The sequence below is a fragment of the Salisediminibacterium halotolerans genome (genome assembly GCF_003814815.1).
GTDB lineage: Bacteria > Bacillota > Bacilli > Bacillales > Salisediminibacteriaceae > Salisediminibacterium > Salisediminibacterium halotolerans.
The window spans coordinates 23,823-46,716 of the sequence record NZ_RKQQ01000007.1; the positions used below are offsets into that span (position 1 = coordinate 23,823).

Below are 22,894 nucleotides of genomic sequence, written 5' to 3' on the forward strand. Positions count from 1 at the left end.
TTGATTTTGCTCGAAATATAAGTTATGATAACGTTAACAAAATAAAGGTGTGAGTCAGATGCTGACAGATGAACGATATGAAAAAATTCTCAAGCTGTTAAAAAAGCAAAATGTTGCAAAGCTTGCTGAACTGGTGGAAGCAACCGGAGCCTCAGAGTCGACGATACGCAGAGACCTCTCAGAACTTGAGAGCCGGAAGAAATTAAAGCGCATTCACGGCGGTGCTTCTTTATTGAAAAGCAAGACCGATGAGCCGACGATGATTGAAAAAAAAGACCGTTACACAGAAGAAAAAGCTGAGATCGGCCGCCGGGCGGCTTCACTCATTGATGACGGGGACTGTATATTTATCGATGCCGGTACGACAACGGAAGCTTTGCTCCCGTTTGTTGAAGCCAAACAGCTTACGGTCGTGTCAAATGGTGTGAATATCATTACAGAATCGTTGGCTGCCGGCTTTCATACCTACGGAATCGGCGGATATGTCAAGTCGGGCACTCGAGCTTTTGTCGGAAAGATGGCTGCCGAAGCGTTAATGCAATTCCGGTTTGATAAAGCTTTTCTCGGCACGAACGGCATCGATCAATCGTTCGGCTATTCGACGCCGGACCCGGAAGAAGCTCACGTCAAAGGGTTGGCAATCAATCAGACCTCGGAAGCTTATGTTTTAGCGGATGCTTCCAAGTTTAAAGAGACATCGTTTGCCAAATTCGCCGATTTGCAAGATGCCTTTCTCCTTACAGCGACAGACTCGGATCCTTTTTTAGATGAAATTGAATATGATACGAACGGAAAGGTGGTGAGATTATCATGATTTACACAGTTACATTAAGTCCTTCCGTTGATTATCTAGTCGAGGTTGAGAATTTGCAGCTCGGTGAAACGAACCGGGCGCATGCCCAGCATATGCTCCCGGGCGGCAAAGGGATCAATGTATCGAAGGTTTTGCAAAGACTCGGAACAGACTCGAAAGCGCTCGGTTTTACCGCGGGGTTTACCGGTGCATTTATTGAAGAAACATTGACAGTTGAAGGGATTGCGCACAACTTTATCCACACCGAAGGAACTTCAAGAATCAATATCAAATTAAAAGCGACTGAAGAAACAGAAATTAACGGAATGTCCCCGCAAATTACTGCGGATAATTTACGGCGCTTAAAAAATCAGCTCACAGGCAGTGAAGAAAATGATTTTTTAGTGCTTTCAGGCAGTGTTCCGGCCGATCTCTCTCCTGCGGTTTATGCTGAATTGATGGAATCAGTGGCGCATACCGGCGTGCAGACAGTCCTTGATACAAGCGGGCTGCCGCTTAAAGAAGGCTTGCAGTCCGGCCCATATTTGATTAAGCCGAATAAAGCTGAATTAAGCGCTTTATACAATGAAGAGATTCAAACGGTTGAAGATGCTCTTGCCTGTGCTGAACAAGCAGTCTCAGACGGTGCAGAACGCGTCATCGTCTCGCTGGCGGGCGAGGGCGCACTATTTGTCAGCCGGCACCTCATTATGCGCGCGGATGTTCCCGGCGGCGACGTTGTCAATTCTGTAGGTGCAGGAGATTCGATGGTCGCTGCGTTTCTCGACCGCAAATCCCGCGGTTTTTCCGATGAGCAGGCGTTCAGCTTCTCTGTTGCAGCCGGAAGCGCAACAGCTTTTTCGCAAGGCTTTTGTGAAAAGGAAGAGGTCGAAAGGTTAGAAAGCGACGTGTCAATTCAAATCCAAAAGAAAGAAGGAGGGGCATTATGAAGATCACAGAATTACTTGGAAAAGAAACGATCCGCTTAAATTTAGAAGCGACAAACAAGCAAGCTGTCATTGAAGAGTTGGCCGACCAGCTTGACCGTGCCGGCAAGCTCTCGAATAAATCGTCATTTATTCAAGAGATCAACGACCGCGAAAAACAGAGTTCCACTGGGATCGGCGAAAGCGTAGCGATTCCGCATGCAAAGTCAGCCTCTGTTAAAGAGCCGGCAATTGTTTTTGGCCGTTCGGCCGAGGGAATTGATTACGAGTCGATGGATGAAAAACCGGCGTATTTATTCTTTATGATTGCTGCAACTGAAGGTGCTAATGATATGCACTTGCAAGCATTGGCGAGACTCTCGACGCTGTTGATGGATGAGCCGTTCAGACAGGAGCTGTTTCATGCGGGTTCTGCCGAAGATATCATCAAGCTGATCGATGAGAAAGAAGAAGAAAAGTTAGCAGAAGAAAAGGCGGAAAAGCCGGCTGAAACTAACGGCGGGACACGCCCGTTTTTCGTCGCGGTTACCGGCTGTCCGACAGGGATTGCCCATACCTATATGGCAGCGGACGGCTTAAAAGACAAAGCGAAAGAGTTGGGCTATGATATAAAAGTCGAAACGAACGGTTCGGACGGTGTGCGCAATGCGTTGACAAGAGACGATATTGCCCGCGCTGATGCGGTCATCATTGCAGCCGATACGCAAGTAGAGAAAGAGCGCTTTTCCGGAAAACCGTTGATTAACGCCCCGGTAACAGCAGGGATTCGCAAACCGGCGGAACTGTTAGAGCAAGCCGCTTCCGGGAATGCGTCCGTTTATCAAGGGACAGGTAAAGGAGACAGCCACGCCGATGACGATGAGAAAAAAGGTGTCGGGGCAACGATTTACCGCCACTTAATGAACGGTGTTTCGAACATGCTTCCTTTTGTCGTTGCCGGCGGTATTTTAATCGCGTTGTCGTTTCTCTTTGAAGATCCGGTCGAAGGTGAAATCACCTGGTTTGGCGAAATTTTATCCACGATCGGCGGAGCAAATGCGTTCTTCTTCATGGTTCCGGTACTCGCCGGTTTTATTGCTTCGAGTATTGCGGACAGACCCGGGTTTGCTGCCGGTATGGTCGGCGGTTTAATGGCTCATAACGGTGATGCCGGTTTCTTAGGCGGGATTATTGCCGGGTTTCTTGCCGGTTACCTCGTTTTAGGATTACGCAGAGTTTTCTCATTTATACCGCAGTCGTTGGATGGAATTAAAACGATTCTGCTGTTGCCGCTGTTTGGGGTATTTGGAACCGGGTTTGTGATGTACTTCATTGTGACGCCGCTTGCCGGTGTGCAAGAAGGTCTTGTTACTTGGCTTGACGGTTTAGATGGCGCGAATATCATTTTTCTTGGGCTGATTCTTGGGGGAATGATGGCTGTTGATATGGGCGGTCCGATTAATAAATCTGCCTATGCGTTTGGACTGGCAATGATTGAAGCGGGAAGTTTCATGCCGATTGCTGCAATTATGGCTGCTGGAATGGTGCCGCCGCTCGGAATTGCGTTGGCAACGACAGTGTTCAAGAATCGCTTTACAGCTGAGCAGCGCGACGCAGGCAAGACAAACTATGTCATGGGCGCTTCTTTTATAACTGAAGGGGCGATTCCATTTGCTGCTGCTGACCCGGCGAGGGTGATTCCGTCAATTATTGCCGGCTCAGCTTTAGCCGGCGCGTTATCGATGGCTTTTGGCGCAGCAACCGAAGCGCCGCACGGCGGAATTTTTGTCATCGGCCTTGTTGACAATGCGGTTCTTTATTTGATTGCAATTATCGCAGGTGCTGTATTAACTGCTGCCTTGCTCGGGATCTTAAAGAAAAAAATTGCTTAAGAAAAAAACCATCCGTTTAACGCGGGTGGTTTTTCTACTGGGAATTTTAATTGATTTGCTCAAGCAGCGTTTTCAGTTCATCCAATGATTCGATTGTATGATCGGGCTTGACATCCGTTTCGTTTTGCTTATTAAAGCGGTTCAGCCAGACAGACGTTATATTTGCCGCATTGGCGCCGCGGATATCTGTGTTCAGGTTGTCACCGACCATGATGGTGTCTTCAGCGGAAGCATCTGCTGATTGCAATGCATGTTCAAAGATCGCCGCATCAGGTTTGCCGCGGCCGAAATCGCCGGAAATAATGATCCGGTTAAAGTACGGCGCGAGTTCCGGCGTAAGGTTAAGTTTAATGTTTTGCAGTTCCGGCGAACCGTTCGTCAGTAAAATTAAGCTGCAGTCATCTTGCAATTGATCGAGTATTGTCAAGGCATCGTCAAACAAATAAGGGTTTTCTTTACGCTTTAACCGAAACGTCTCAGCGAGGACTTCCCCGAGCGCTTCGTCATAAATATCATGAACTGCAAGGCTCTCCGTCCAAACCCGGCGCCGATATTCCGGTGCATGTGCGTTCATTTGCTCAAAAGAAGAGCCTTCGTCATTAAAATCGCCCCAAAGACCTTCGAACGGATTGATGCCGATCATTTTTGTGAATTCATACATCGGGTATTCAGCATAAAGTTCCGGCGCCTTTTTGATAACGGTCTCGTATAGTGCCGAAGCACTGACGCCGGTCTCTTTGGCTGCGAAAGCACACGTAAGTGTGAGCGCCTGCCGGATACTTTTTTCATCCCACAACAGCGTGTCGTCCAAATCAAACATGACGGTTTTCATTTCTTGTCCCTCCTCAGCTTATTATCATCTATCCTATCCAAGAAATGCCCCCTTGTAAATATTCGTTACAAGAGGGCATGTATTTATTCATCAGCCGGTTTTAGCGGCCTGTATTGTTTATCAAATGTAAATCCTTCGCCGGAGACTTCTTTCACATCGCTTAATGAGACGAATGCGTAAGGATCGACATCGTTAATCACACTTTTCAGCTGAATCAGCTCGTGCCGATGTACAACACAGTAGAGAATTTCCCGTTCATTATCTGTGAAAGCGCCGCGTCCGGTGATCACGGTTGACCCCCGGCCCATTCTGTTAATAATCGCTTCCGAAATAGCTGATGTATTGGCCGAAATGATCATCGCAGATTTTGCTGCATTGGCACCTTCGATCAGTAAATCAATGACCCTGCTCGCTACGAAGACAGCAACGAGAGTATACATCGCTTGCGTGAGGTTCAAATGCACTAACGAAAGAGTGATTACAGCTGCGTCAAAGCTGAACATAAACGTTCCGATACTTACCCCGAAGTATTTCTCCGCAAGTTTTGCGAGGATATCGACTCCCCCGGTTGTTCCGCCGGCCCGAAAAATCATTCCGAGCCCGGTGCCGGCAAAAGCGCCGGCAAATAAAGAAACAAGAATCATATCGTCGTGGAGCGGGATTTCAGTTACGGGATAAAGTTCAAAGATTCTTAACGAGACCGTTAAAGACAGTGTGCCGATTAAACTGTATATAAACATTCTGCGTCCAAACAGACGGTAGCCGATGAAAAAAAGCGGAATATTGAGCAGCAGGTTAGACAAAGACGGTTCGATAGTAAATACATAGTACAATAAGAGTGTAATGCCTGTGAATCCGCCGTGGGCAAGCCCGTTTTGCAAATTGAAGTGTATGATTCCGAACCCGAATATCAAGGTTCCGATAATAATAATGACCACTGAGCGAATGCGAATACCTTCGAAAAATTGTTTCATCGTTTCGGCCTCCTTAAGCATAAAACCTTACGAAGTATAACATACCCGTGCAGGGCACCCAACGGATTTAACCGATGTCGATATCTTCTGACAAATCCGCTCAGCACCGTTTCGCCTTTAATTGACGGTCTGAGTCCAAAGTGTTAATATTCAAATAATTATGAGGTCCGGCAACTGTAAAATGCCAAAACTAAAAAGCTTGAATGATTTCATTATGTATGAGGAGGCAATATCATGGTAAAACGAATGAACGAATTAGCGGTATCGACACAGTTGTTACACGCCGGTCAAGTGCCCGACCCGGCAACAGGAGCGAGAGCTGTACCTATTTATCAGACGACTTCTTATGTGTTCAATGATGCTGAACATGCGGAGCGTCTGTTTTCGCTTGCAGAACCGGGGAATATATACAGCCGCATTATGAACCCGACGGTTGATGCGTTTGAAAAAAGGGTTGCGATCCTCGAAGACGGTGTCGGTGCGCTTGGGACAGCTTCGGGAATGGCGGCTATTACAATGACGATTTTAAACATTGCTCAAGCGGGCGATGAGATTGTAGCAGCTTCTGAATTATACGGCGGAACGTATAATCTGTTTAATGTTACTTTGCCGAAATACGGCATCGATGTTCATTTTGCAGATGCGACCGATCCAGACGCGATCAGAGCGGCGATCACGCCAAAAACAAAAGCGGTATTTGCCGAAACAATCGGCAATCCGAGCTTAAATATTCTCGATTTTGAGGCGGTCAGCGAAGCAGCCCACGAAGCTGATATTCCGTTAATCATTGATAATACGTTCGGGACGCCTGCTGTTTGTAAACCGTTGCAGCACGGCGCTGATATTGTCGTTCATTCGGCAACGAAGTGGATCGGCGGGCATGGAACAACGATCGGCGGTGTCGTCGTTGACGGCGGTCGTTTTACATGGAATAAAGAAAAATTCCCCGGTTTTCATGAACCGGATCCGAGTTATAACGGTCTTGTCTACCAGGATCTTGGCGATATGGCGTTTATATTGAAGCTGCGGGTGCAGCTGATGCGTGACATTGGGGCAGCTTTAAGCCCGCAGAACGCATTTCAGCTTATTCAGGGCTTAGAAACACTCGGCTTACGAATGGAAAAACATCAAGCGAATGCCCTTGAAATAGCTAAATTTCTCAAAGAGCATCCCGCTGTTAATTGGGTCAGTTATCCGGGACTTTCTGAACATGCTTCCCATGAACTCGGGAAAAAATATCTCTCCGGCGGCCACGGTGCTGTTGTGAACTTCGGTATCGACGGCGGAGTCGAGGCGGGAAGAGAACTGATTCGTCATATCGAATTATGGTCGCACGTGGCGAATGTCGGCGATGCGAAGAGCCTGATCATTCATCCGGCAAGTACGACACATTTACAGTTATCGCCGGAAGAAATGGTCTCTACCGGGACGACGGAAGATCTTGTCCGGCTCTCTGTCGGACTTGAAGATGCCGAAGATTTAATTTTAGCGCTTGATGAAGGCATTTATAAAGCAACGGGGAAACGAGCGAAGGAGAAGAGTTCAGAAAAACAGCTCCTTAAAGAATTGACCGGATCGGCTGTCGAACATACCGAAGAGGGGCCCCGCCGCAAAAGTATCGTTGTATTGCACGACAGCGCATTAAATGATCCGTTAGTAAAAACCTTGCGAAAAACAGGGTATATCGTTTCTAAATACGAAGGCGCCGCTGATGAATTGCCAGATTACTGGGTATTAACAACAGAAGATGACGCGTCAAAAATAAGCGCTGTAAATCAAGTGTCATCGGCTAAAGCTGTGATTGATACATCGCAAACGTCCAGCCGGGGCGAAAGCGAAACCGTTCATGGTGTTCCGTATATTCGTTTTTCAAGCTGATCGATCTATCATTTTATCGCGGACTTTTGTATACTCGTAACCAGCAGAGAAAAAGGAGCCGGGTGCAATGATTAAGAAAATGACCGTAAGTCTCGTGTTTATGAGTGTCTTTTTTCTTACCGGTCTGCTTTTGTATATTCTCGTTGCAGAAGAAGAGAACAAGTCTTCGGCGGACAGTGTCAGCGAGGTAATCTCTGGCGGTTTTGATAACGAGGACTATTACTTTTATTTAAGCGATGATGAAATTCAAAGCAAGGCGGAAAGTGTCCTTGCCGGAGAGTATTCATTCAGCAGCTATACGCTGGAATCGGAAAATGCTGAAGATTCAAATGAAAAAATTGCTTTTGCTTATACCGAACCTCCGGGATTAACTGTAAAGCGCGAGGCGAAAAAACAATATAACCTTTACGGAACGATCCCTGCCCCGGAAGATTTGCGGGCGAAACTGTCTGATGAAATGATCCCGGTTCATATCCGTTTTTACGGCCAAGGCGCATATATCCATGATATCGAAACCGAACAAGACGGAGAGAGTTTGACTGGAGCAAAACGGCTGAATTTGGCTGATGGAGCAAAAACTTCGCTGCTGATTGATACGGCGGAAGCGGACTTTGATGAACCGTTGACGATTCATGTAACAGATCAGGCAAATCCGTCTGATCAAATAACTTATCATATTGATTGGGCGGAATTTCGCTAATCAATAAACAAGAGCCCTCCCGTTTTTTTCGGGACGGCTCTTGTTGTTTTGGAAAACGGTCATTGACTGCTTTCGCCTTCAAGGTACTCAGGGTATTCGTCGCCGATGTATTCTAGCACATCTTGGGCAAACATTCGTTCTGCTGCTTCTTCCCGCTCTTGTTCGTTTTCCGATGCAGGATCGTAATACGCGATGGCCTCGTCAGCAATTTCATGCCAAATATAAGGCTGAAGATATTGGTAGACAAGCTGACCAGTGTAGTAATCGTCATTCTCATTTGCTAAAACTTCAAACAAGACAGCGGCTCGCTTGCTCGCGTCCTCGATATAACCTTCTGTTTCAGCGACAGTTAAAAAATCATCTTCATTATAGGTAAAACCGTATTCTTCAGATGAAAATTCATACCAGCTGTAACGCTCGCGCATGATTCTCTCTGCGCTCTCTTGGCTGCCGTCAATATCATCAGACTCCAGTTCAGCCATTTGTGTATAAATTGAATACAGCTCAGCGTGGGCACGAAGCAATTCTTCAGAAATACTGTCTGTATCTTCCGGGAGATCGACGTTGTCCAGAGCCCTGTCAGCATATTCTTTTAATTGTTCGTCATCTGGTTCATCATTTTCATTGACGCCGCTATCTTCTCCCACAACCCCGTCTTCATCCGGCATATTAAAATTGTCCGATGTATCAGCTGTGTTTTCGTTTGCTGATGAGTTTTCCTCGTTGGCCGTTTCAGGTTCTGAATTCGTCTGCTGGGTATTTTGATCTGTCTCCGGCTGCAAGACGATAAGCAACGCTGATAAAATAATAATAAGTATTAATCCGATCCCAAGCACGATTAACTTGTTCTTTGTCATATAGTCACCTCATACGAATAGTAAATTGACTGCACTACATTATACCATGATCGCCCGTTCTAAGTGGAGACAGAATGTTTGTCTTTTCAAACCGGGACTTTTTACTTTGTTTTTCGAATGTTTAAAATGAGATACCATAGACGGTTGAGTCTTTGGTATCATTAGTGTGTCAGAAGTCAGACAAACTAAAGGAGATTAACGTGAACAAGTTTAAGCTTACCCAACTGAAAATACAGCACAAATTATTTGCGATCTTCGGTTTTGTCGTTATATTGCTTATTGCAGGAGCAGGTGTGACATACGTGCAAATGAACCAAGTAAGCGAAGAAATGGATACATATGCCGAAGAGAATCAACGGGCTCTCATTGCAGGGGATGTCGCGGCGCTGATACGGTCGCTTTATATTATTGAAACCGATGCGATCCGCACCGGCGAAGCAAGAGATGATGCTTATTTTGCATCACAAAGCGAACAGTTGCAATCTCATTTAACCGCCTTGGAAGGAACGATGCGATCCGAAGAGGGGGAAAACTTGCTTTTATCGATCGAAGCGCAAGTGCTCCAATTCCATAATTTACTTGAACGAATGCCTGACGAGGCCGGTCCGCTCCAAAACAGCCGGGTAGATGAGCTTGCTGAAATTCGCGGCAATGTCGTCGATCAATCCCTTGAGTTGGCTGAGGTCGTTCAGATGCAGTCCGTTGAAGCGGAAGAAAATGTTCAAGGCATCTTAAATGCTAACACAGTGACGTTTTTGGCGATTATAGCTGCCGTTATCCTGCTGGGCGGGAGTGCTTTTTATGTATTAAGCCGGAAAATTTCTTCATCAATCATTGACGTATCACAGGCAATGGACGAAATCAGCAAAGGAAACTTGCAAACAGAAAAACGCGAAATTCGCTCTAACGATGAAATCGGCCGCATGGCTGTATCTGTGAACGTAATGATCGAAAGCCTGCAGGAAATCATTGCAAGAATAAATGATACATCTGAGCAAGTTGCTGCAAGCTCGGAAGAACTGCTCGCCAGTGCGTCAGAAACGAGTACAGCAACTGAAGAGATTACCGAATCGATTCAGGAAGTCGCTTCAGGCGCTGAAAATCAGCTTGAACAGGCAAATGATAACGAAGGCATAGTACAGACGATGAGCAACGATATAAACAAAATCACTGAGACAATTCGCCGCGTGAATGAAACAGCGCAAGGAGCTGCTGAACAAGCGGGAAAAGGCAAAGAAGTTGTCAATGATACAGTTTCGCAAATGAATCAGATCAACGATTTAACTGAAAATATTGATCGTTCTGTTCATGAATTACAAGAGCGTTCCGGCAAAGTCAATGCGATCGTTTCAATGATTAATGATGTGGCCGAACAGACGAATTTGCTGGCGCTTAACGCGGCAATTGAAGCAGCGCGCGCAGGCGAACACGGCAAGGGATTTGCTGTTGTGGCGGATGAGGTTCGCAAACTGGCCGAACAAACCTCAAACGCCACAAAGGAAATCAGCACATTAATCGCGGAAATGCAAGATCAAGTCAAGCAGTCCGCTGAGTATACGGCATCAGGCCGAAAAGCTGTAAAAACAGGGGAAACCTACGCTGAAAATGCCGGTACAGCGTTTAACAAATTGACGGACTCGATTGATGATATCTCTTCGCAGTTGGAAAAAGTAAAAACGACAGCAGATGGAATCAATACCGGTGCAGCCAACGTTCAGGCTTCTGTTCAGACGGTAACGAAAACAGCTGAACAGTCTGCAGGAAATACACAAAACGTTGCTGCTTCCGCTGAAGAACAACATGCTTCCATGGAAGAAGTACATGCTTCTGCTAACCAGCTTGCTCAGTTAGCGGAAACTCTTCAGGATATTGTGCGAAAATACCGTACGTAAAAAATGAAGGTGCCCGTTTATTTCTTTGCGGGCACCTTCAGCTTGTAGACAAATTATTATTTTGACGTAAGCCACGCAGCCACTAACCTCCGCTTGCCCCGGGCAAGGACTCAGCTAGTATTCGGCGGTATCAGACCGCCGAATACGGATCTTCGTCTCTTGCTTTCCCGGAGGCGTCGGAGGAGTGGATGCATGGCTTCCTTTATTATGAATACACTCGATTCAAAGAAGGACGATGCGTCGTCATCCGTTCCTTTTAATATGACATCTATTGATGTCATGACTTTGTCAACACTCTGAAGGTGCCTGCTTATTTCTTTGCGGGCACTTTTATGTATTCTCAGTGTAAAATTTTTTCATATTACGTTATAATGGAACAAACGCAGTGAAGGGCAGGGGATACTATGGTCGATGATCAGTACAAACATATTCTCGTCGCTTATGATGGTTCCGTCAGTGCAGAAAAAGCATTAAAAAAAGCAGTGAATGTCGCAAAGAGAAATACGGCTTCGTTATCGGTTGTTTATGTTACCGATTTGCGGTCGCCTCAGATGGATGTGCGAAAATCAAGTCAATACGAAGAAATTTTAAAAGAGCATGAAGAAAAGATGAAGGAAACGATTATGGAGCTCATCGAAGCAAGCGGCTTGAAAAATTATCAGATTAAAGTGGAACGCGGCAATCCCAAGACAGTGATTACATACGATTTGATCGATCAAATCGGTGCAGATATGATCATTTGCGGATCGAACGGCCTTGATTCATATGACCAGCTTGTTATGGGCAGCACATCAGAAAATATCGTCCGTTACAGTTCTGTCGATGTTCTCGTCGTAAAATAGACCGCAACCGGTATGTCCGGTTACGGTCTGTTTTTTATGATCGGCGTTAATCGACAAGCGTTTTATTATCCAGGGCGACAAATTCATAACCGTCTGCTTGCAGTTCGGGGACCGCTTTTTGAACTCCTGCTGCTGTTTCGCTGTTTGGCTGATTCATATGCAGCAAAGCAATCGAACCTGCTTCGGCATTAAGCAGGGATTCTTTTACTTCCTCAGCACTATAGGTAGCACCGGCATCGCCAAGAATATCGTAATTGACTGTTTCTAAGCCGAGGCGGTTCACAAGCGCTACGGATGATTCGTCGACATGAGCAGTTCCGGAGCGAAAAAGTTCCGGTGTGTATCCAGTACGTTCGTAGATGGCCTGCTGGTTTATCATGACTTCTTCAACAGCTTCTTCCGGTGAGCCGGTGCCGTCAATGCCCCATGCTTCTTTTCCTTCGACCGAGAGCGGTTTATGCTCGGTTCCATGGTTTTCAATTGTAAACAAAGGGTCTTCATACAAATCGATGAATTGCTCTTCATTCTCTGTAAGCCATCTTTTGTTCACAAAAAGAACGGCGGGAATCTGTTCGTCTCGCAAGAAATCTACAAGTTCTTCATCCAATTCGGAGCCGAAATCTCCGCCGCATAAGTCAAATGTCAGCGCGATTTCCTGCTCATTTGTTTCAAAACGGTTTTTTACGCCGTCAATATGTACACCGAACTCTCCCCCGTCATGATCGTGTTCAGAAAGCGTTGCGAGAATCTCCGAAGCCCGGTCCGCCGGTTCATCTTGAAGATCGGACTTTTCCCGCTCGGATTGATCAGTCAGCCAATTTTCGGCCGAGTGAAAAGCAGCATATTTTTCACTTGGAGAGGAGAAATATGTCTGTATAAAAAAGGCCGAAACGGCTGTAAAGATTGCTGCTGTTATCCATAAACGCATTTTCATCAGAGGGTCCTTTCTCTTACGCAATTTTAATTTCAGTATACGCGGATCCTTCAGTAGTGAAAAGCGCAAAATTTACTTATTCTTGATGGACGCGCTTTCATGCTCAGCGGTATAATGATTATAAGTCTGAAAGCAGGAGGAAATTATCATGAATCCGAACGTTGTTTCTGAAGAATATATAGCTTTGCAAACGGCTTTGATCAATAAACAGTCTGATGTAAAAGCGGCGATCGATGACAAGATGGTTATGGACGTGACGAAGCAAACACTCGATCGCGAGATCCCGGTTTTACCGCAATTGGATTTTTCTCCCGTTCCCGGTGCTTTATTTCGTGAGACAATCAAGGATATGGCAGAAGTGCTTACTATGTATCAGCCGTCGCTTGATGAAGACGTAAATATGATTGCCGCAGGTTTAACTGATGAAACGATTTTGAAATGGATAAAAGAAAGCGTGACGTTCAATGACAGGTACTTTCAGCGCTGGGCGGCAGATCACGGCGTGTCCGACTGGCTTCCTCATTTTCTCGCGGAACAGAGCTTGCGTCCGTTTATGCAGCTGCTCGCCGATAAAGTCGCTGCGATTATTCAAGAATTTGACGTGATGGGGACGTGCCCATGCTGCGGTGAACCCCACCGGGTAGCGATTTTAGACGAATTCGGCTGGAAATATTTGCGCTGTCCGCGCTGCGAAACGGAATGGAAGCAAAAGCGTGTGGCGTGTGTGCATTGCGGTGATGACCGCACAGAGCATCTCTTTTATATTAATATCAAAGAAGACGAAACAGCCAAACTTGAAGTCTGTGAAACGTGCAGCAACTATTTGAAAGTCGTTAACCCGGCTGAAGAATTGAAGATGCAGCAAGCATCGCTGCTTGATCTTCAAACGATCCACCTTGATTTTGTTGCTCAAGAAGAAGGTTACGGCGGTGAATCACCTCATTAAAAAAGACGGAGGGAATGACATGGAACAATTGACTGGAGCGGTTCTGGCCGGCGGTGAATCGCGGAGGATGGGAGCGAATAAAGCGCTCTTGACGATCGGCGGAGAGGCGCTTGTGGAACGGTTAATTGCCGTTCTGAGTGAAGAGACGGACCGTATGCTGCTCGTGACGAACCAACCCGATCAGTTTTCCTTTTTACGCACAGAAAAAGTCATCGACCGCTATCCAGGATGCGGCCCGTTAGCCGGTTTAGATGCGGCTTTCTCAGCTGTTTCCGGCGGTTGGGTATTTTTATCATCTTGCGATTTGCCGTTTCCTGACCTGCGTGTCGTCCGAGCGCTGATTGAGAAGGCGGATACAGGGAACGGGCAAGCTGTTGTACCGGAAATTCACGGGGTGAAACACCCGCTGTTTGCACTGTATCACTATTCGTTGCAAGCAAAAGTTGAAAAAAAACTGGCAGACGGCGAGCACCGGATGACCGGGTTGCTCGAGGAAACTCAGGTGACCTATTTAAATGCTGAATTTTTCCGCAACCTTGGGATGACCGACGAAGACATATCGAAAGCTTTTTACAATATGAACCGTCCGGAAGATTATCAATGGGCCAAAAACCAATGATAGAGGTAATGCAGAGGGAGGCTTTGAATGGAATTCTTTCAAGTGCAATCGGTAAAAAGAATGCGAGAATTGATTGAAGAATATGTTCCGTCTCAACGTATGACAGAAGACGTGTTGCTATCGTGTGCACAAGGCCGTACGCTGGCAAAAGACGTGAAAAGCCGCGAAGATGTTCCGGCCTTTTCCCGTTCAACAGTTGATGGGTATGCTTTAAAGGCAGCAGATACATATGGGGCCGGCGAAGCGATGCCTGCCTTTTTAAACGATGCCGGCGCAGTAGAGATGGGAAAAGCTGCATCAATCAAAGTGCGTCCAGGTGAAGCGGTGTATGTTCCGACAGGAGCAATGATTCCTGAAGGAGCGGATGCCGTTGTCATGATTGAAGACGCGGAAATGTTCGACGATTTGCTCACCGTTATGAAACCGGCAGCTAAAAATGAAAACATTATTTGGCGCGGCGAAGATTGTGAGAAAGATGGTATTCTTTTTAAAGCCGGGAGAGTGATCAGACCGCAAGAGGCCGGCACTCTTGCCTCGCTGGGCATTACGGAAATAAACGTTTATCGGCAGCCGGTCATCGGCTATTTGTCTTCCGGCGATGAAATTGTTCCTTACGATACACCGTCATTGCAAGAAGGGGAAATTCGTGATGTAAACGGAGTCACGATTCCGGCGATGATCGAAGCGATGGGCGGCAAATCGGAAATCTCAGAGATTGCGAAAGATGAGCGAAACGATTATCTTGCAAAAGCATCGGCGTTATTTGAGAGATGCGATATGGTCATTTTAAGCGGAGGAAGTTCTGTCGGCACGAAAGATTTCACCACAGAGGTGATGACCTCGCTTGGCGATCAAAATCCGGGGATGCTTGTTCACGGGTTGTCTGTCAAGCCTGGGAAACCGACGATTTTTGCCGTGAGCTCAAACAAACCGGTCCTTGGTCTTCCCGGACATCCCGGTTCAGCAATGGTGATCTTTCAGATGTTTGGCAAATCGATTATTGCCCGCCTGCTTGGGCAAACACAAGCTTCGTCCTTTACAACAACAGCGACAGTGTCACAAAATATTCCTTCTTCGCCCGGCCGCACCGACTTTATCCGTGTTACATTAGACACAGAAACAGCGGTTCCGAAAGCGGTTCCGGTTTTAGGCAAGTCCGGCTTGGTGAAGACATTAGTGAAAAGTGACGGTTTGTTGGAAATTGAGGAACAAAAAGAAGGTGTTCTTCAAGGCGAAACGGTTACAGTTCACTATTTCATTTAAGGAGGAGACTTCGGATGAAGCGCAAACAAGAACGGACGATTTACTTGCAAGATAAACCGAGGATGGAAGCGCTGGAAGAATGTTTAGAGCTTTTTAAAGACCGCCGTTCATCTGAACGTATTCCCGTTCAAAATGCTGCCGGACGGGTGACGGCAGCTCCGGTTTTTGCTTCGGCTTCGAATCCGCATTTTCACGCTTCGGCTATGGACGGGATTGCTGTTAACGCAGCAAAGACAGAAACGGCTCATGAATCCGCGCCGCTTCGTTTCACGGAAAATGAAGATTTTGTTTACGTGGATACGGGACATGCGATTCCAGCTTCGTTCGATGCTGTTATTATGATTGAACATATAAACGAAACGGATATCAGTCCCGGTGAAATAGAAATCATCGAACCTGCTGTTCCGTGGCAGCATATTCGTCCGATTGGTGAAGACGTCACTTACGGTGAAATGATTTTGCCGGCTAAACATCAAATCCGGCCGATTGATACAGGCGCGATGCTGGCAGCTCAAATTGACGAAGTGGATGTGATGCGTACACCAAACGTTGCGATTTTCCCGTCCGGAAGCGAATTGATTTCGCCGGCAGAAACCCCGGAACTGGGGAAACTGATCGAGTTTAACGGCACGATTTTTTCCGGATTGATCAAACAGTGGGGCGGAAATCCGCACCTGCATCCTATTGTTAAAGATGATAAGGAAACGATTCGCAAGGCGCTAGCTGATGGAGCGGCGGCAGCGGATATCGTTATCATCAATGCCGGCTCTTCTGCCGGCGCCAAAGATTATACCAGGGAAATGATTGCAGAGCTCGGCACTGTTTTAACGCACGGGATAGCAACGAGACCCGGGAAACCGGTAATCATCGGTGAAATCAAGGATACGCCGGTCATCGGTGTGCCGGGGTACCCTGTATCCGCTTATTTTGTTATGGACTGGTTTGTCCGTCCGCTGCTTTTTGCTCAACAAGGATTGCCGGTCCCTGATAAAGAAACGCTCCAGGTTAAGGCAGGGCGCCGAATGACTTCGTCGATGGGATCAGAGGATTTTATCCGCGTCAATATCGGCAAAGCAGGAAATACTTATATTGCCAATCCGATGACGCGGTCGGCGAGCGTTACGATGTCGTTAGTAAAAGCAGACGGTATAGTTATAATCCCTGCTGAGAAACTCGGCATCGAACAAGGAGAGACGGTAGAAGCAGAATTGATGCGGCCCCTTAATGAGATTGACCGCGCTGTCTTGTTCTCAGGAAGTCACGATCTGTCGATTGATGTTTTATCCGCCCTGTTAAGAGAGCGAACAACACCGCCATTAAGCGTATCGGCATCTCATACCGGAAGCATGGCCGGAATTATGGCGGTACGAAGAGGCGAAGCTCATTTGACAGGCATTCACTTGCTCGATCCGCAGAGCGGTGATTACAACCTGCCGTATTTGCATAAATATTTAAACGGGATGACGATCGTACGGATTCCATTTTTAAAACGGTTGCAAGGTCTGATTGTCCCGCAAGGAAATCCGAACAACATCCAGTCGTTAAAAGATTTAGCTGCAAAGAAGATCCATTATATAAACCGGCAAAAAGGTGCAGGAACGAGGGTGCTGTTTGATCATTTGCTGAAAAAAGAAGGCATTTCTCCGGATGAGATCACAGGGTATGGACGGGAAATGTATACTCATCTCAGCGTTGCAGCTGAAGTTGCTTCCCGAAGCGATGCGGCGGGGATGGGGATTTTTTCCGCCGCTGATGCCATGCAATGTGAGTTTATCCCGGTGAGTGAAGAGTCGTATGATTTGATTATGACAGCGGAATTTTTTGAGCAGACTGAAGGGCAGTTCATTTATGAGATCTTGAAAAGCTCCGCATTCAAAGAACGAGTAGAAAACCTAGGCGGATATACAGTTAAACATGAGGCTGAAGCGGAGCGGTTAACTTTTTAAAGGAGGGGATAAGATGATTTCAAACATTGGTATTCCGGGTTTGGTGTTAATTCTTGTGATTGCGTTGATTATTTTTGGTCCGAGCAAACTGCCGGAGATGGGAAAGGCTGTCGGTCAAACATTGAAGGAATTTAAGAAATCAACGAAGGAACTGACAAATGAAGTCAGCGAGCCGGTTGAAGAAATTAAATCGGAAGCAAAAAAAATCACAGACGACGAGAAATAATCTATTGTAAAACCAGCTGTTGCCGGGAACCCGGTAAAACAGCTGGTTTTTATTTTTCGCGTAAGCTGCGGATGAAAGCAAACTGTCAGAGCAGGAAAGTTTTGCACAAGAGAGGCTTGGGAAGTAAAATAAAAGGATATCAGTTAAGTGAACGATGATAATTCGGAAGCGGTGCTTGGAGGGATAAGATGCAAAATGAATATCGCTTTTATGATTATTACCGAAATGAAGTTTATTTTTCGACAAACGACCACCCCTATTCTGTTGAACCGAAACATGTGTGGGTAGTTGCATGGTTCAAAGGAAGCTGGCTGCTGACGCATCATCCTTCAAGAGGTATTGAATTTCCAGGCGGAAAAGTGGAGGCGGGAGAAAAACCGGAAGATGCGGCTGTGCGTGAAGTATTTGAAGAGACCGGCGGGGTCGTGTCTTCATTAGAATATATCGGCCAGTACAAAGTGGCCGGAAAAAAAGAAACGGTTATTAAGAATGTTTATTTTGCCGTTGTCAGCGAAATGATTGATAAGAAAAATTATTTTGAAACGAAAGGGCCAAAGTTAATGAAAACGCTCCCTGCGGATGTCCGTACAAACCATCGCTACAGTTTTATTATGAAAGACAGCGTGTTGGAATACAGTATGGATGAAATCCTCCGCCGTTATTTTCAAGACGGGCGGCCGGTTTTTCAATGACCAGAGTGATGAGAAGCGAGCAGCTCGTATCGTCATCAGCGAGATTTCTGTTACACGAAATTACTTACCGTTCGGGCGACTGCCGTGTAAAAGGATTGCTTGTTACACCGCAGCATAAAAATTGCGGGGAGGGTATTCTCTACTTGCGCGGAGGAATTAAGCATATCGGAATGGTGCGGATACCGCGGCTTACGCAATTTGCGAATGAAGGATTCACTGTATTTGCTCCTTATTACCGCGGGAATGAGGGCGGAGAGGGCGAAGAAGATTTTGGCGGGCGCGACAGGGAAGATGCTTTTTCCGGCTTTGATGTTTTACAGGAATATTTAACCGGCGAGGCAACAATTCATATCGTCGGTTTTTCTCGCGGCGGTATTATGGCAGGATTGACGGCGGTTAACAGAGTTTCCGCTTCAGTGACGTTTTGGGGAGGGGTAGCGGATTGCTTTTTAATGTATCAGGAACGTCCTGATTTAAGAAAAATGCTGCGCCGAACGTTTTCCGGTCCGCCCGAGCAATCTGCTGAAATTTATAAAGAACGATCCCCGCTTTATTTTGCTGAACGAATCTCTTGCCCGATTTTCATCATTCACGGAACGCATGACAAGCATGTGTCGTTTCGCCATGCAGCCGAGCTGAATGAAGCTTTGCTCAAGCTGGATAAAGACGTTTCGTTTCGTGCGCTTTACGGTCAGTCGCATCGCATGAAGGCAAGCGATCAGCTGGCTGAAACGAAACGTTTGTGCCGGCAGCTGAAGCAGTAAACACTCTAAAAAAAAGCGAACAAGCACGCCCGGTATGCGGGCGTGCTTTAGAGTGTTGACAAAGGCGTGACATTGATAGATGTCATAATAAAAGGAACGGATGACGACGCATCGTCCGGCTTCTTTCACCTGAAGGTATCACTGCGACATCGGCTCAAAAAGACTTCGCCGTGTCTTACTAGTCCGCGGGCGAGCGCCGAGCCGCTTCGGGCTTGCCCTGCAGGGTCTCGCCTGTCTCGCTATCCCGCAGGATTAAGCCGGGATGCTGGGTCATCCTCCTTCTTTGAATCGAGTGTATTCATCATAAAGGAAGCCACGCATCCACTCCTCCGACGCCTCCGGGAAAGCAAGAGACGAAGAGCCGGATTCGGCGGTCTCAGGCCGCCGAATACTAGCTGAGTCCTTGCCCGGGGCAAGCGGAGGGTAAGTGGTTGCGTGGCTTACGTCAAACTAATAATTTGTCTACAATCTGAAGCACGCCCGGTATGCGGGCGTGCTTGTTTTATGCCGGCGGTCCGCCGCGATGTATTTCTTCGGGAACGTTCTCATATTTTTTAAAATTATCACGGAATTTGTCCGCCAGTTCTCTCGCTTTAAGATCATAATCTGCTGGATCATTCCATGTCTCCCGCGGGAGCAAGATGTGATCAGGAACTCCCGGGCATTCTACAGGGACGCTCAGACCGAAAAACGGATCCGTTACCGTTTCGGCTGAATCCAGTTCGCCGTTTAAAGCAGCCCGGATCATTGCCCGCGTATGCTTCAGCGCGATGCGCTCTCCGGTGCCGTAAGCCCCGCCTGACCAGCCGGTATTCACAAGATAAACATCCGTATTGTGTTCGAGCATCTTATTGCCGAGCATCTCTGCGTAAACAGTCGGATGCAGCGGCAAAAACGGAGCGCCAAAACACGTCGAAAAAGTCGCTTGAGGCGATGTGATCCCCCGTTCTGTCCCGGCGAGTTTGCTTGTGTAACCGGACAGGAAATGGTACATCGCTTGCGCCCTTGTCAGGCGGCTGATCGGCGGTAAAACGCCGAATGCGTCCGCTGTTAAAAATATCACTGCTGACGGGTGGCCTGCGATACTCGGCCGGGCTGAATTCGTAATATGATCGATTGGGTAAGCGACTCGGGTATTTTCCGTGTAATCCGAGCGGCAATAATTCGGCGCTCTAGTTTTTTTATCAAGAACGACGTTTTCCAAAACAGCGCCAAAACGGATCGCTTGAAATATTTCCGGCTCTTTTTCACCGCACAAGTCGATACATTTTGCATAGCAGCCGCCTTCGAAGTTGAAAATACCGTTAGCAGACCAACCGTGTTCATCGTCGCCGATCAGACTTCGCTCCGGCTCGGCTGAAAGAGTTGTTTTCCCTGTGCCTGACAGGCCGAAAAACAACGCCGCGTCACCTTCCGGCCCGATGTTCGCCGAGCAATGCATCGGAAGAACCCCTTTTTTCGGCATTAAATGGTTCATCACAGAAAAAATTGATTTTTTCATTTCTCCTGCGTATTCCGTTCCGCCGATTAAAACGATTTTCTTTTCCATGGATACAATAATAAAAGCTTCCGATCGTGTTCCGTCAATGTCAGGGACAGCTTTAAATGACGGGGCCGATAAAATCGTAAATTCGGGGATCGTCTGTTTGGCTGTTTCTTCGTCCGGACGCAGGAACAGCTGCTGGACAAACATGTTATGCCAAGCCCGTTCGTTCACGATTCGAATCGGGAGCTGGTAATCAGGATCAGCTCCGGCAATGCCGATTCTGACAAATAATTCGTCTTGCGCTTGAAGATGATCTAAAACTTTCCTGTAAAGCTTGTCAAAAACTTTTTCAGAAACAGAGCAATTGACATTTCCCCAGTCAACTTCGTCACGGACAGACAACTCATCGACGATAAATTTGTCCCGCGGCGAGCGGCCGGTGTAAGGAGCGGTTAATACACGCAGAGCGCCTGTTGAGGAAAGAATCCCTTCGCCGCGCTCTAAAGATTTTTCTACCAAAGCTGCGGTCGGCAGCTGGTTCCGACAATTTTCTCCTTGCAGAATTTTTGTCAGCTCAGCGTCAAAATGAAGCATGCTCATTGTTATCCCCGCCTTTATCATCGTTATAAAAGCTCAAGACGAAACCTCCGATCAATGATGTTTACAATAGTATAACATAATTGCCTAAAAGTACATACAAATATTAGGGTGAATTTATCGGTTACTTCCCTAATACCCTTTGTGAATAAATTCACAACACTTTTTTAAAGATTGCCATTAAATAGTCATTTTTTATGCGTTTCATTCATGCGGGACAAGTGCGCGTCTGTTGACACGAACATATAAATCAGTTATTCTACTTCCGTACGGATACTCTTATCCCGAGACAGCGGAGGGACAGGCCCTGTGAAGCGCAGCAACCATCACCGCCGAAAAAGGTGAACGGTGCTAACCTGCAAGACATGTCTTCGTATATGTCTTGACCGATAAGAGGTGAAAGGCAAACGCGTTCGACCTTTTCCTCTGCAGGGAGAAGGTCTTTTTTATGAAATGAAACCTTATTCGTGATGCCATCATCCCGCCCCGTAGAGGGGAAAGGAGTACCGTGGAATACAAAGCCGTAAGCGGCATAAGCATAAGAGGAGGTACACACTTTGGCAGAAAAAACCAGATTATTCACGTCCGAATCAGTCACAGAAGGCCATCCGGATAAAATTTGCGATCAAATTTCCGATGCCATTCTTGATGAGTTGTTGAAAAACGATCCAAACGCGCGTGTAGCTTGTGAAACGACCGTAAATACAGGGCTTGTACTCGTGGCAGGAGAAATTACGACTACGACGTATGTCGATATTCCGAGTATCGTCCGCGAAACTCTTCATTCAATCGGGTATACGAGAGCTAAATACGGCTTTGACGCAGAGACGTGCGCAGTGTTGACTTCGATTGATGAGCAATCCGCAGATATCGCCCAAGGCGTTGATACAGCGCTGGAGGCGCGCGAAGGTCAAATGACAGATGATGAAATCGAAGCGATCGGCGCCGGCGATCAAGGGCTGATGTTTGGCTATGCCGATAATCAGACGGAAGAATTAATGCCCCTTCCGATCTCGCTGTCGCATAAAATGTCGCGCCGGCTGTCAGAGATGCGAAAAGATCGCACGCTTCCGTATTTGCGGCCGGACGGCAAGACGCAAGTAACGGTCGAATACGGCGAAGACGGCCATCCGAAACGAATTAATACGATCGTTGTTTCCACACAGCATCATCCGAAGGTCGAACTGGAACAAATAAAGTCCGATGTGCTTGAACATGTCATTCGGCCTGTTGTGCCGGGTCATCTGCTTGATGAAAATACAAAGTATTTTATTAATCCGACCGGCCGCTTTGTCATCGGCGGTCCGCAAGGAGATGCCGGTTTGACAGGCAGAAAGATCATTGTCGATACCTACGGAGGATATGCCCGTCACGGCGGCGGCGCCTTTTCCGGAAAAGATGCAACAAAAGTGGACCGTTCTGCTTCTTATGCAGCGCGGTATGTAGCGAAAAATATAGTGGCAGCCGGGTTGGCTGACCGCTGTGAAGTTCAGCTGGCTTATGCGATCGGCGTCGCTCAGCCGGTGTCGATTGCGATTGATACGTTTGGAACCGGGACGGTCGAAGAAGATGTCATGGCCGACGTCATTCGCAACAATTTTGATCTTCGTCCGGCAGGGATTATCAAAATGCTCGATCTGCGTCGCCCGATTTATAAAAAGACTGCAGCATACGGTCACTTTGGACGCACGGATATTGAGCTTCCGTGGGAGCAAACCGATAAAGCCGATACAATACGTGATGAAGCATTTGCTAAAGCACATCCATCTGCATAATTTCAAACAGCAAACCCCCGTGCAGTGAGGAGGAAACGAACCTCTGATTGCACGGGGGGT

The 22,894-nt window shown here is 47.0% G+C and carries 20 protein-coding genes and 1 riboswitch; of the genes, 15 read left to right on the top strand and 5 right to left on the bottom strand.

The features are described from left to right. Positions 1 to 58 precede the first annotated feature (58 nt). The 3 genes from EDD67_RS12285 to EDD67_RS12295 are packed head-to-tail and all read left to right on the top strand — an operon-like array spanning position 59 to position 3,611. On the top strand, positions 59 to 814 hold the full coding sequence (locus EDD67_RS12285) for a DeoR/GlpR family DNA-binding transcription regulator (protein ID WP_121438700.1): 756 nt from the start codon (positions 59 to 61) through the stop codon (positions 812 to 814). Continuing rightward, complete coding sequence (pfkB, locus tag EDD67_RS12290) at positions 811 to 1,743, top strand: 1-phosphofructokinase (protein ID WP_093073237.1); 933 nt, start codon at positions 811 to 813, stop codon at positions 1,741 to 1,743. Before EDD67_RS12285 ends, pfkB begins: the two co-directional genes overlap by 4 nt. After that, positions 1,740 to 3,611, top strand: a complete 1,872-nt coding sequence (locus EDD67_RS12295) for a PTS fructose transporter subunit IIABC (protein ID WP_121438699.1) — start codon at positions 1,740 to 1,742, stop codon at positions 3,609 to 3,611. Before pfkB ends, EDD67_RS12295 begins: the two co-directional genes overlap by 4 nt. A 46-nt stretch (positions 3,612 to 3,657) precedes the next feature. Here the strand turns inward: EDD67_RS12295 and EDD67_RS12300 are convergent, their stop codons facing one another. Together EDD67_RS12300 and EDD67_RS12305 are read right to left on the bottom strand one after the other, a co-directional pair. Continuing rightward, positions 3,658 to 4,443: an HAD family hydrolase gene (locus EDD67_RS12300; protein ID WP_121438698.1), complete on the bottom strand. Its 786-nt coding sequence runs from the start codon at positions 4,441 to 4,443 to the stop codon at positions 3,658 to 3,660. 83 nt (positions 4,444 to 4,526) lie between these two features. Then, on the bottom strand, positions 4,527 to 5,417 hold the full coding sequence (locus tag EDD67_RS12305) for a YitT family protein (protein WP_121438697.1): 891 nt from the start codon (positions 5,415 to 5,417) through the stop codon (positions 4,527 to 4,529). A gap of 234 nt (positions 5,418 to 5,651) precedes the next feature. On the opposite strand from EDD67_RS12305, the gene EDD67_RS12310 reads away from it, so the two are divergent. Continuing rightward, positions 5,652 to 7,295, top strand: coding sequence for an O-acetylhomoserine aminocarboxypropyltransferase/cysteine synthase family protein (locus tag EDD67_RS12310; protein ID WP_121438696.1), 1,644 nt, complete (start codon positions 5,652 to 5,654; stop codon positions 7,293 to 7,295). 67 nt (positions 7,296 to 7,362) lie between these two features. Further along, the gene (locus EDD67_RS12315) at positions 7,363 to 7,995 is read left to right on the top strand and encodes a hypothetical protein (RefSeq protein WP_121438695.1); all 633 of its coding nucleotides are present in this window, start codon (positions 7,363 to 7,365) and stop codon (positions 7,993 to 7,995) included. 59 nt (positions 7,996 to 8,054) lie between these two features. Here EDD67_RS12315 and EDD67_RS12320 read toward each other — a convergent pair whose 3' ends face one another. Next, on the bottom strand, positions 8,055 to 8,852 hold the full coding sequence (locus EDD67_RS12320) for a hypothetical protein (RefSeq protein ID WP_121438694.1): 798 nt from the start codon (positions 8,850 to 8,852) through the stop codon (positions 8,055 to 8,057). 200 nt (positions 8,853 to 9,052) lie between these two features. On the opposite strand from EDD67_RS12320, the gene EDD67_RS12325 reads away from it, so the two are divergent. Both EDD67_RS12325 and EDD67_RS12330 read left to right on the top strand, forming a co-directional pair. Further along, complete coding sequence (locus EDD67_RS12325) at positions 9,053 to 10,744, top strand: methyl-accepting chemotaxis protein (protein ID WP_121438693.1); 1,692 nt, start codon at positions 9,053 to 9,055, stop codon at positions 10,742 to 10,744. A 404-nt stretch (positions 10,745 to 11,148) separates the two neighbouring features. Then, entirely contained in the window at positions 11,149 to 11,586 is a 438-nt protein-coding gene (locus EDD67_RS12330; RefSeq protein WP_093073253.1) for a universal stress protein, read from the top strand. Between the two features lie 46 nt (positions 11,587 to 11,632). Here EDD67_RS12330 and EDD67_RS12335 read toward each other — a convergent pair whose 3' ends face one another. Beyond that, entirely contained in the window at positions 11,633 to 12,520 is an 888-nt protein-coding gene (locus EDD67_RS12335) for a polysaccharide deacetylase family protein (RefSeq protein ID WP_121438692.1), read from the bottom strand. Between the two features lie 148 nt (positions 12,521 to 12,668). Between EDD67_RS12335 and EDD67_RS12340 the strand changes: the two genes are divergently transcribed. The 7 genes from EDD67_RS12340 (at position 12,669) to EDD67_RS12370 (ending at position 18,976) form a co-directional block, all read left to right on the top strand. Further along, positions 12,669 to 13,466, top strand: coding sequence for a formate dehydrogenase accessory protein FdhE (locus EDD67_RS12340; protein ID WP_093073257.1), 798 nt, complete (start codon positions 12,669 to 12,671; stop codon positions 13,464 to 13,466). 19 nt (positions 13,467 to 13,485) lie between these two features. Then, positions 13,486 to 14,085 (top strand): molybdenum cofactor guanylyltransferase, encoded by a 600-nt coding sequence (gene mobA / locus EDD67_RS12345; protein WP_093073259.1) that lies wholly within the window; start codon positions 13,486 to 13,488, stop codon positions 14,083 to 14,085. A gap of 27 nt (positions 14,086 to 14,112) precedes the next feature. Then, complete coding sequence (locus EDD67_RS12350; protein WP_093073261.1) at positions 14,113 to 15,348, top strand: molybdopterin molybdotransferase MoeA; 1,236 nt, start codon at positions 14,113 to 14,115, stop codon at positions 15,346 to 15,348. 14 nt (positions 15,349 to 15,362) lie between these two features. Continuing rightward, on the top strand, positions 15,363 to 17,294 hold the full coding sequence (locus EDD67_RS12355; protein WP_121438691.1) for a molybdopterin biosynthesis protein: 1,932 nt from the start codon (positions 15,363 to 15,365) through the stop codon (positions 17,292 to 17,294). Positions 17,295 to 17,307: 13 nt separating this feature from the next. Further along, positions 17,308 to 17,520 (top strand): twin-arginine translocase TatA/TatE family subunit, encoded by a 213-nt coding sequence (locus EDD67_RS12360; RefSeq protein ID WP_093073265.1) that lies wholly within the window; start codon positions 17,308 to 17,310, stop codon positions 17,518 to 17,520. A 188-nt stretch (positions 17,521 to 17,708) separates the two neighbouring features. Next, positions 17,709 to 18,212: an RNA deprotection pyrophosphohydrolase gene (ytkD, locus tag EDD67_RS12365; protein WP_121438690.1), complete on the top strand. Its 504-nt coding sequence runs from the start codon at positions 17,709 to 17,711 to the stop codon at positions 18,210 to 18,212. Then, positions 18,209 to 18,976, top strand: a complete 768-nt coding sequence (locus EDD67_RS12370) for an alpha/beta hydrolase family protein (protein ID WP_121438689.1) — start codon at positions 18,209 to 18,211, stop codon at positions 18,974 to 18,976. Before ytkD ends, EDD67_RS12370 begins: the two co-directional genes overlap by 4 nt. A gap of 502 nt (positions 18,977 to 19,478) precedes the next feature. On the opposite strand, the gene pckA is transcribed toward EDD67_RS12370, so the two are convergent. Continuing rightward, on the bottom strand, positions 19,479 to 21,062 hold the full coding sequence (gene pckA, locus EDD67_RS12375) for a phosphoenolpyruvate carboxykinase (ATP) (RefSeq protein WP_121440552.1): 1,584 nt from the start codon (positions 21,060 to 21,062) through the stop codon (positions 19,479 to 19,481). A gap of 273 nt (positions 21,063 to 21,335) precedes the next feature. Then, a riboswitch (SAM riboswitch) is annotated at positions 21,336 to 21,455 on the top strand. 161 nt (positions 21,456 to 21,616) lie between these two features. Between pckA and metK the strand changes: the two genes are divergently transcribed. Beyond that, complete coding sequence (gene metK, locus EDD67_RS12380) at positions 21,617 to 22,834, top strand: methionine adenosyltransferase (RefSeq protein ID WP_093073273.1); 1,218 nt, start codon at positions 21,617 to 21,619, stop codon at positions 22,832 to 22,834. Positions 22,835 to 22,894 lie beyond the last annotated feature (60 nt).

Bases quoted from the DNA above. Each gene is read 5' to 3' on its own strand.
- EDD67_RS12295 (WP_121438699.1), top strand. From the start codon at position 1,740: ATGAAGATCACAGAATTACTTGGAAAAGAAACGATCCGCTTAAATTTA.
- pckA (WP_121440552.1), bottom strand. From the start codon at position 21,062: ATGAGCATGCTTCATTTTGACGCTGAGCTGACAAAAATTCTGCAAGGA.
- ytkD (WP_121438690.1), top strand. From the start codon at position 17,709: ATGCAAAATGAATATCGCTTTTATGATTATTACCGAAATGAAGTTTAT.
- EDD67_RS12285 (WP_121438700.1), top strand. From the start codon at position 59: ATGCTGACAGATGAACGATATGAAAAAATTCTCAAGCTGTTAAAAAAG.
- EDD67_RS12350 (WP_093073261.1), top strand. From the start codon at position 14,113: ATGGAATTCTTTCAAGTGCAATCGGTAAAAAGAATGCGAGAATTGATT.
- EDD67_RS12320 (WP_121438694.1), bottom strand. From the start codon at position 8,852: ATGACAAAGAACAAGTTAATCGTGCTTGGGATCGGATTAATACTTATT.
- EDD67_RS12300 (WP_121438698.1), bottom strand. From the start codon at position 4,443: ATGAAAACCGTCATGTTTGATTTGGACGACACGCTGTTGTGGGATGAA.
- EDD67_RS12315 (WP_121438695.1), top strand. From the start codon at position 7,363: ATGATTAAGAAAATGACCGTAAGTCTCGTGTTTATGAGTGTCTTTTTT.
- EDD67_RS12370 (WP_121438689.1), top strand. From the start codon at position 18,209: ATGACCAGAGTGATGAGAAGCGAGCAGCTCGTATCGTCATCAGCGAGA.
- mobA (WP_093073259.1), top strand. From the start codon at position 13,486: ATGGAACAATTGACTGGAGCGGTTCTGGCCGGCGGTGAATCGCGGAGG.
- EDD67_RS12330 (WP_093073253.1), top strand. From the start codon at position 11,149: ATGGTCGATGATCAGTACAAACATATTCTCGTCGCTTATGATGGTTCC.
- EDD67_RS12310 (WP_121438696.1), top strand. From the start codon at position 5,652: ATGGTAAAACGAATGAACGAATTAGCGGTATCGACACAGTTGTTACAC.
- EDD67_RS12355 (WP_121438691.1), top strand. From the start codon at position 15,363: ATGAAGCGCAAACAAGAACGGACGATTTACTTGCAAGATAAACCGAGG.
- pfkB (WP_093073237.1), top strand. From the start codon at position 811: ATGATTTACACAGTTACATTAAGTCCTTCCGTTGATTATCTAGTCGAG.
- EDD67_RS12340 (WP_093073257.1), top strand. From the start codon at position 12,669: ATGAATCCGAACGTTGTTTCTGAAGAATATATAGCTTTGCAAACGGCT.
- EDD67_RS12305 (WP_121438697.1), bottom strand. From the start codon at position 5,417: ATGAAACAATTTTTCGAAGGTATTCGCATTCGCTCAGTGGTCATTATT.
- EDD67_RS12360 (WP_093073265.1), top strand. From the start codon at position 17,308: ATGATTTCAAACATTGGTATTCCGGGTTTGGTGTTAATTCTTGTGATT.
- EDD67_RS12335 (WP_121438692.1), bottom strand. From the start codon at position 12,520: ATGAAAATGCGTTTATGGATAACAGCAGCAATCTTTACAGCCGTTTCG.